Source organism: Flexistipes sp. (assembly GCF_036172515.1).
Taxonomy (GTDB): Bacteria; Chrysiogenota; Deferribacteres; order Deferribacterales; family Flexistipitaceae; genus Flexistipes.
This window is the reverse complement of the sequence record NZ_JAXKVW010000003.1, coordinates 32411-40000: the sequence shown is the minus strand read 5'-3', so window position 1 is coordinate 40000 and position 7590 is coordinate 32411. Positions and strand designations below refer to the sequence as shown.

Below are 7590 nucleotides of genomic sequence, written 5' to 3'. Positions count from 1 at the left end.
CGTACCATTGTAGCACGTGTGTAGCCCTGGTCATAAAGGCCATGATGACTTGACGTCGTCCCCACCTTCCTCCCGTTTATCACGGGCAGTATCCATAGAGTGCCCGGCCTTACCGATGGCAACTATGAATAGGGGTTGCGCTCGTTGCGGGACTTAACCCAACACCTCACGGCACGAGCTGACGACAGCCATGCAGCACCTGTCTCTCCGCTCCCGCCAAAGGCGGGCACAGAACTATCTCTAGTCCCTCCGGAGGATGTCAAGACCAGGTAAGGTTCTTCGGTTAGCATCGAATTAAACCACGTGCTCCACCGCTTGTGCGGGCCCCCGTCAATTCCTTTGAGTTTTAACCTTGCGGTCGTACTCCCCAGGCGGGACGCTTAACGCGTTGGCTTCGGCACTGAAGGGGTCGGTTCCTCCAACACCTAGCGTCCATCGTTTACAGCGTGGACTACCAGGGTATCTAATCCTGTTTGCTACCCACGCTCTCGTACCTCAGCGTCAGTGATCGGCCAGGTAGCCGCCTTCGCTACTGGTGTTCTTCCCTATATCTACGCATTTCACCGCTACACAGGGAATTCCGCTACCCCCTCCGACACTCTAGCATGATAGTATCAAAGGCCCTACTACGGTTGAGCCGTAGCCTTTAACCTCCGACTTACCACGCCGCCTACGTACGCTTTACGCCCAGTAATTCCGAACAACGCTCGCCCCCTCCGTATTACCGCGGCTGCTGGCACGGAGTTAGCCGGGGCTTATTCTTACGGTACCGTCAAATAATACACAGTTACTTGTATTACCTTTCTTCCCGTAAAAAAGGACTTTACGACCCGAAGGCCTTCCTCGTCCACGCGGCGTCGCTGCGTCAGGCTCTCGCCCATTGCGCAAAATTCCCCACTGCTGCCTCCCGTAGGAGTCTGGACCGTGTCTCAGTTCCAGTGTGGGCGACCACCCTCTCAGGCCGCCTACTGATTGAAGCCTTGGTAAGCCTTTACCTTACCAACTAGCTAATCAGACGCGAGCCCATCCATTAGCACAAGCCGAAACCTGCCTTTATCAATACACCATGAAGTGTATTAACACATCCTGTCTTAGCCCAACTTTCGCCGGGTTATCCAGGTCTAATGGGTAGGTCACTCACGCGTTACTCACCCGTGCGCCGGTGTACTACCTCCCCGAAGGGAGGATTCCCCCTGACTTGCATGTGTTAAGCACGCCGCCAGCGTTCGTTCTGAGCCAGGATCAAACTCTCCATCCAAAATCCTGTCCAGCTTACTTAGCTGTCTATCTATCTCATCACAGACCGACCTATTCTGTTATCAAACATCTTAACTGCTATATCAAATATTCTTTGCTCTCTCAATTACTGCAAAAAAACACACACAACAAAAACGCAACATATCCTACTCGCGATTAATCTATTTCAGATAGCTTTGCTGGATCCTTTACATCCCGCTCTCTGTTTCAAGCTCCCTTGCAGCGGATGAAACTTATAGTATATCTATACACCTTTGTCAAATACTTTTTAGGAAAAAGCTTTGGAAAATATAAAATATTCCTTTTTACTTTTTTTTCAATCCTTTATTGCTGCTTTCTCAAGCCTTTTCCGCACTGCCAAGAACATTTATATTTTTATGTTTGTACATATCAATCAGTGCATTTCTTGCCGGCTTTAGATATTTTCTCGGATCAAACACTTCAGGGTTATTATATAAAAATTCCCTGACCTTTGCCGTAAAGGCCAATCGACCATCGCTGTCAATATTCACTTTGCACACTGCACTTTTTGCCGCTTTTCTCAACTGGTCTTCGGGTACGCCTGCAGTGCCCTCGAGATTACCGCCATACTTATTAATAATATCAACATATTCCTGCATTACAGAGGAGGCACCGTGCAATACAATGGGAAATCCGGGAAGCCGGTTTTCCACTTCTTCCAGGATATCAAATCTCAAAGGGGGAACCGATTCACCCGGGGCTACCTTAAACTTGTACGCGCCGTGGGAAGTACCAATGGAAATTGCCAAAGAATCCACACCTGTGCGATTAACGAAATCTTCCACCTCTTCAGGGTTAGTGTAGTGGGATTTTTCAGCAGAAACATCGTCCTCAATGCCGGCCAAAACACCTAATTCCCCTTCAACAGTAACTTCGTACTGATGAGCATAATCCACAACACGCTTGGTGAGCTCAACATTTTCTTCAAAACTCAGATGAGAACCGTCTATCATGACAGATGAAAAACCGTTGTCCACGCAGGACTTACAAATGTCAAAATCACCGCCGTGGTCAAGATGTAAAGCAATGGGAATATCACCGCCAAGCTCTTTGGCAAGTTCAGTGGCTCCCATCGCCATATATCTTAACATCGTGGCATTTGCATACTCCCTTGCACCTTTCGAAACCTGCAGAATAACAGGCGAATTCGTTTCAACACATGCCTGGATAATAGCCTGAAGCTGTTCCAGATTATTAAAATTATACGCAGGAACAGCGTATCCGCCTTTGAAAGCTTTGGCGAACATCCCTCTGGTATTGACAAGACCGAGTTCTCTGTAGCTGACACCCATAACTACCTCCTCTGAATATTTTTTATATCTTCAGACTGAAAAACACCTTTTTCAGTAATAAAAGCCGTAATCAGATTATGCGGAGTAACATCAAAAGCAGGATTCAAAATATTAATGCCCTCAGGAACAATTCTGCTCTCCCCGCAATAAGCCACTTCATTTACGTCTCTGTACTCAATGGGTATTTCCTCTCCTCTTTTTAAGGAAAAATCAATGGAGGAAACCGGTGCAGCAATATAAAAAGGGATATTGTGATAATCAGATAAGACAGCAAGCTGGTATGTCCCTATTTTGTTTGCGGCATCACCGTTGCAAGCAATACGGTCGGCTCCCACAATCACTTTGTCAACCATCCCTCTGTTCATAAGAAAGCCCGCCATATTATCACAAATCACTGTATGCTCAATACCTTCCTCGTGCAACTCAAAAGATGTAAGCCTGCTTCCCTGAAAAAAAGGACGTGTTTCATCCACATATACATGAATATTTTTCGTTTTATAAAAAACACTCCTTATAACCCCTAGTGCAGTACCATAACCTGCTGTAGCAAGAGCACCGGCATTGCAGTGAGTCAATACATTTTCCCCGTCTTTAAAAAGCGATGCCCCATGGGAGCTTAATTTTTTATTAGTTTTAACATCTTCATCAAAAATTTCTATTGCCGTTTTTTCAAGATAATTTTCTCCATATTTCTCAAAAGATTCTTTCATCCTGTCAAGACCCCATTTAAGATTCACTGCGGTGGGCCTGGTATCAAACAGCTTACTGTAAACCTTATCAGCACTCAAGCCGTCCTTTATTCCGAAATAAAAACCGAACGCAGCAGCGACACCGATAGCAGGTGCCCCGCGTACTTTCATAGATATGATAGCCTCGACAATGCTATCTAAATCCGAGCATTCACAATAAATTTGCTCAGAGGGGAGCTTTCGCTGATCGAGCAGTTTTAAAATATTATTATCATATATTATCGGTCTTATCATGGAATGCCCTACTGAATCATTTTCAGGTGCATTTTTATGTCGGAAATTTTCATTTTTACCATGTCTCTCGTATCAGCATTGCAGCCTGGGATAATATAGCTGAAATACTTCATACCGAAGGCTTCAGAAACACGTTTCATCCATTTGTTTGCATTTTCTCCGTGATTTCTGTCAGGGGAGCCTTGGGTCAACACAAAAAACACTTTGGCATTCTCTTTAAATCTGGAGATGCCTCTTTTATCCTTCATACAATACCATCTGTCCATAAACAGCTTCAGCTGGCCCGTTATGAAACCGTAGTAATTGGGTGAAACCACCGTAATGATATCGGCATCTGCCATGTCGGTGTAAAAATCATTCATGTCATCATTCAAAACACAAAAATCATCCAGCTGCCTGCATTTTTTACATCCCTGGCAGCCGGCAAAGTTCAGTTCATTTATCCTAATTGTTTTAACGTCGCCCGGAAAAGCTTCCTTTAAAGAATCTATCACAAAAGATGAATTGCCATCCGTTCTGGGGCTTGCATTTATTAAAACACTTTTCATCATCTACACCCTTCCGCCGCTAATCAACCTTTATTATTTCATCCTTATCGCCTGTCAGAGAAAGACCGCCTTTATCGGTGATAAGGAACGTATTTTCTATTCCGACCATGCCGAAATCTTTAATGCCTTTTTTAGGCTCAATAGCAAAAACCATATTTTCACGTATTTCTTCATTAAACCCTTTTGCAATGGCAGGATACTCATCAATCACAAGCCCAATACCGTGCCCCAGAAACTTGACCTTATTCGGACCAAAACCCATGAAATCTTCATCAAAATCACCATCTATCATTTTCGTAATCTTTTCATATACAGAACCAACGGTTTCCCCCGGCTTTAACAGTTCGGCTGTTTTGTCCTGAATTTCCACACATTTTTTATGATAATCATAGGCTTTATCCGGTATTTTACCCAATGAGTATATGGTGGTTTTATCAGTATAATATCCGCAATAGCAGCACCCCGTATCAGCCAGGGCCACACTGTTTTTCTGCAGCTTCTTCTCAAAACTGCCCAATAGCGGAACAGCCGGAGAAAAGCCTCTCAGACCTGCGGGACCGTCAAAAGAGTTATAATAATTACCGCTGTCACCAAAAGAAATATTACCCAGATAGAGTTCTGCATTGTAGGTGCCCAATCTTGTAACACCATGATGACCGAGCCTGATCATTTCTCTGATCAAATCAGAACCAAATTCAGCTTCAGATATACCTTCAGACAAAAGAGCAGGGGCTTTTTTCTCCATTGCATTGTAATGGATTTTACCGGCTTTCTTTATCAAATCCACTTCAAAATCGCTCTTGAGAACCCTTGTTTTGTAGAGGGCGACATCCAGTGAAGCCGTATCTCTGAATCCCAAATGCTTATTAAACCTTTCAAAATGCGCTATAGGGAGTGATTCTTTCTCCACATACACAACGTTTTTATCAGTATTGATTTTGGAGGCAACTTCACGAAAACTTTTAAAAGGCACAATATGAGGAAACTCCGATTCATCCAATGCCCTGTGATAGCTTTTTCTGACAAAAAAAACAGCTTCCGAATCTCTCGGAATTATCAATACACCATTCTGCATGGTACCTGTAAAATAAAACTGATTAATCTTACTAAATACCGCACATATTTGCCAATCCGGATTGAGTCTATCCATATTGCTTCTAAATCTGATCAGCCTGTTTTCCAGCTCAGAATAGGGTACATTAGAACAACTCATAATATTTCCTCTACATCTATATTTTTAGTAGATATAAGGTTTTTTAACTTGCCAAGCACCCTCTTTTCTATCTGTCTCACCCTTTCTCTGGTGATCCCGAGAGAGTTTCCTATTGTTTCGAGTGTTTCCGGTTCACTTTCGTCAAGACCGTATCTTTTGATAATAATATGCTTCTCCGTTTCATTAAGACAATCCAGCCATCTCATAATCAGTGACTTCTTACTCATATTCTCAATGATAACATATGGGTCAACAGACTGTTCGTCATCGCTTATAAGCTCATGCAATGAACCGTTCTCATCTTCTCCTATCGGCGAATCAAGGGAGGTATCCTGCTTCATGGCATCATAAACTTTTTTAAGGGTTGAAAGGGGCATTTTACAAGCTGTGGACAATTCAAGAGTGGTTGGCTCTCTGCTGAGTTTTCTCTGCAGTTCGGACTGGGTTTTAAGAACCTTGTTAATGTTTTCGGTCATATGCACAGGGATTCTGACCATTCGGCACTGATTAATAAGTGAGCGCTCCATTGCCTGTCTGATCCACCATGTGGCATAGGTGCTGAATTTAAAACCTTTTGTGTGGTCAAATTTTTCCACAGCTTTGATAAGACCGATATTGCCTTCTTCAACAAGATCTGTGAGACTCATTCCGCGGTTAATGTATTTTTTTGCAATAGATATGACAAGACGCAGATTACACTTGATCATAAATTCTTTTGCTGTTTCGTCACCATTCTGGGCTGCTTCAGCCGTTCTTTTCTCTTCAGCCCTCGATAAAACCGGGTATTTGGAAACTTCGTTCAAATAGATTCTGAATACTTCCATCTCAAAGCCGGGAAGCTCTTTGGAACTTTTTTTCTCCTCAGCCTCTTCCTGAATTTCTTCCTTATCCTTTTCGTTTATAACCTCATCGTAAAAATCTTCACTCATATGTGCTCCAGAGTTCCCTTTAAATGAGAAAAGAAAGCTTCTACTCCGGAAAAATTAAGCTGATGCTCAATTGGCGAATGATAACTGATAATATCTTTTCCTAATTTGAACGCTATTGAAATTTCACTCATTGTACCGGAACCGCCCCCTATAGAAACAATAAAGTCTCCGCTGGAAACCACAACAACATTCCTGGCATGATTTAAGCCGGTTGGAACAGCTATGTCTACATATTTATTTGCTTCATTCCTATCATATCCCGGCAAAATCCCCACCGTTGTGCCACCCGCTTTTTTTGCACCTTTACTGGCAAATTCCATTACTCCCGATAATCCGCCGGTAACAAGGACAAAACCGAAGTTTCCGATAATCTCTCCGGCTTTTTCAGCCACATCGGCCAAATCAAAATCGCAACGTGCTTGTCCAATGACACTAATAGTTTTCACAGCTTTTATAATAAACTCAAAGCAGGCGAAATATCAACAGTAAAGTTCAATTAGAATATTTATTTTTTATTTTGTTACGAAACAGTAAAATACATTTTCCACAGAAAACTGCTGTTTAAAGCTCACTGATATTTATCAATACCTTTTTTGACAATATTGTATTTACGCCCAATTTCCGAATATGCCGCTTTCAGATAGGGATTAGAAAGCCGGCAATTCTTTTTGACAAACTTGATAAGAGACAAAAGCCTGTAGTATTCCAAATAAGGTACGTTCAAACTGAGCTGATCATTCAGATACGCTCTTTTCACAACAAACTTGACGGGAAGATAGGAAATCTCAAACCTTGACGCTACTCTTAGCCAAAAATCATAATCTTCACATACAGGAAGATTTTCATCAAATTTACCCAATTTTTCAACAACAGTTTTGTGCATAATTATTGAAGAAGGTGATATCCTGCATATATCCAGAATGAGTGGAAAAATCCATCCGCCGTATTTTTCATGACGGGTGCCCTGATTTACAAACCTATCTTTTTTATACCAAAATTCATCCGTATGGCAGACTTTGGTTTTTTCCTTTTCCATAAGTTTAATCTGCTCTTCAAGTTTCCCTGGCAGCCACAAATCATCCGAATCCAGAAACGCAATGTAATCGCCGCTTGCTCTGTCTATACCAAGATTTCTTGCGGCACTGACTCCACGGTTATTTTCCGCTCTTATATATTTAATCCTTGACATATACGGTCTTAGATTTTTGTTCACTTTTTCATCGGAGCCGTCATCAACAACGATTATTTCAATATCCGGATACTTTTGCAGAAAAACACTTTCAACAGCGTCCTTAATAGATGAGGCTCTGTTATAAACAGGGATTACAACTGAAACTGCCATATAGA

The 7590-nt window shown here is 42.4% G+C and carries 7 protein-coding genes and 1 rRNA gene (1 of these 8 running past the window's edge); all 8 read right to left on the bottom strand.

Annotated features, from left to right (window positions below; translation table 11 throughout):
• Positions 1-1258: ribosomal RNA gene (locus UMU13_RS03205) — 16S ribosomal RNA — on the bottom strand; it reaches 295 nt to the left of the window's first position.
• A gap of 337 nt (positions 1259-1595) precedes the next feature.
• Positions 1596-2570: a class II fructose-bisphosphate aldolase gene (locus UMU13_RS03200; protein ID WP_328217129.1), complete on the bottom strand. Its 975-nt coding sequence runs from the start codon at positions 2568-2570 to the stop codon at positions 1596-1598.
• Between the two features lie 2 nt (positions 2571-2572).
• Complete coding sequence (gene mtnA / locus UMU13_RS03195; RefSeq protein ID WP_328217128.1) at positions 2573-3553, bottom strand: S-methyl-5-thioribose-1-phosphate isomerase; 981 nt, start codon at positions 3551-3553, stop codon at positions 2573-2575.
• A gap of 8 nt (positions 3554-3561) precedes the next feature.
• On the bottom strand, positions 3562-4104 hold the full coding sequence (locus tag UMU13_RS03190) for a flavodoxin family protein (RefSeq protein WP_328217126.1): 543 nt from the start codon (positions 4102-4104) through the stop codon (positions 3562-3564).
• 16 nt (positions 4105-4120) lie between these two features.
• Entirely contained in the window at positions 4121-5314 is a 1194-nt protein-coding gene (locus UMU13_RS03185; RefSeq protein ID WP_328217125.1) for a M24 family metallopeptidase, read from the bottom strand.
• Complete coding sequence (locus UMU13_RS03180) at positions 5311-6243, bottom strand: sigma-70 family RNA polymerase sigma factor (RefSeq protein ID WP_328217123.1); 933 nt, start codon at positions 6241-6243, stop codon at positions 5311-5313. The genes UMU13_RS03185 and UMU13_RS03180 overlap by 4 nt, the downstream gene beginning before the upstream one ends.
• Positions 6240-6689, bottom strand: a complete 450-nt coding sequence (locus UMU13_RS03175; RefSeq protein ID WP_328217122.1) for a TIGR00725 family protein — start codon at positions 6687-6689, stop codon at positions 6240-6242. Before UMU13_RS03175 ends, UMU13_RS03180 begins: the two co-directional genes overlap by 4 nt.
• A 122-nt stretch (positions 6690-6811) precedes the next feature.
• Complete coding sequence (locus tag UMU13_RS03170; RefSeq protein WP_328217121.1) at positions 6812-7585, bottom strand: glycosyltransferase family 2 protein; 774 nt, start codon at positions 7583-7585, stop codon at positions 6812-6814.
• Positions 7586-7590 lie beyond the last annotated feature (5 nt).

Excerpts from the sequence above, each read along its gene's own strand:
- UMU13_RS03200 (WP_328217129.1), bottom strand. The coding sequence starts at position 2,570 with ATGGGTGTCAGCTACAGAGAACTCGGTCTTGTCAATACCAGAGGGATG.
- mtnA (WP_328217128.1), bottom strand. The coding sequence starts at position 3,553 with ATGATAAGACCGATAATATATGATAATAATATTTTAAAACTGCTCGAT.
- UMU13_RS03190 (WP_328217126.1), bottom strand. The coding sequence starts at position 4,104 with ATGATGAAAAGTGTTTTAATAAATGCAAGCCCCAGAACGGATGGCAAT.
- UMU13_RS03185 (WP_328217125.1), bottom strand. The coding sequence starts at position 5,314 with ATGAGTTGTTCTAATGTACCCTATTCTGAGCTGGAAAACAGGCTGATC.
- UMU13_RS03180 (WP_328217123.1), bottom strand. The coding sequence starts at position 6,243 with ATGAGTGAAGATTTTTACGATGAGGTTATAAACGAAAAGGATAAGGAA.
- UMU13_RS03170 (WP_328217121.1), bottom strand. The coding sequence starts at position 7,585 with ATGGCAGTTTCAGTTGTAATCCCTGTTTATAACAGAGCCTCATCTATT.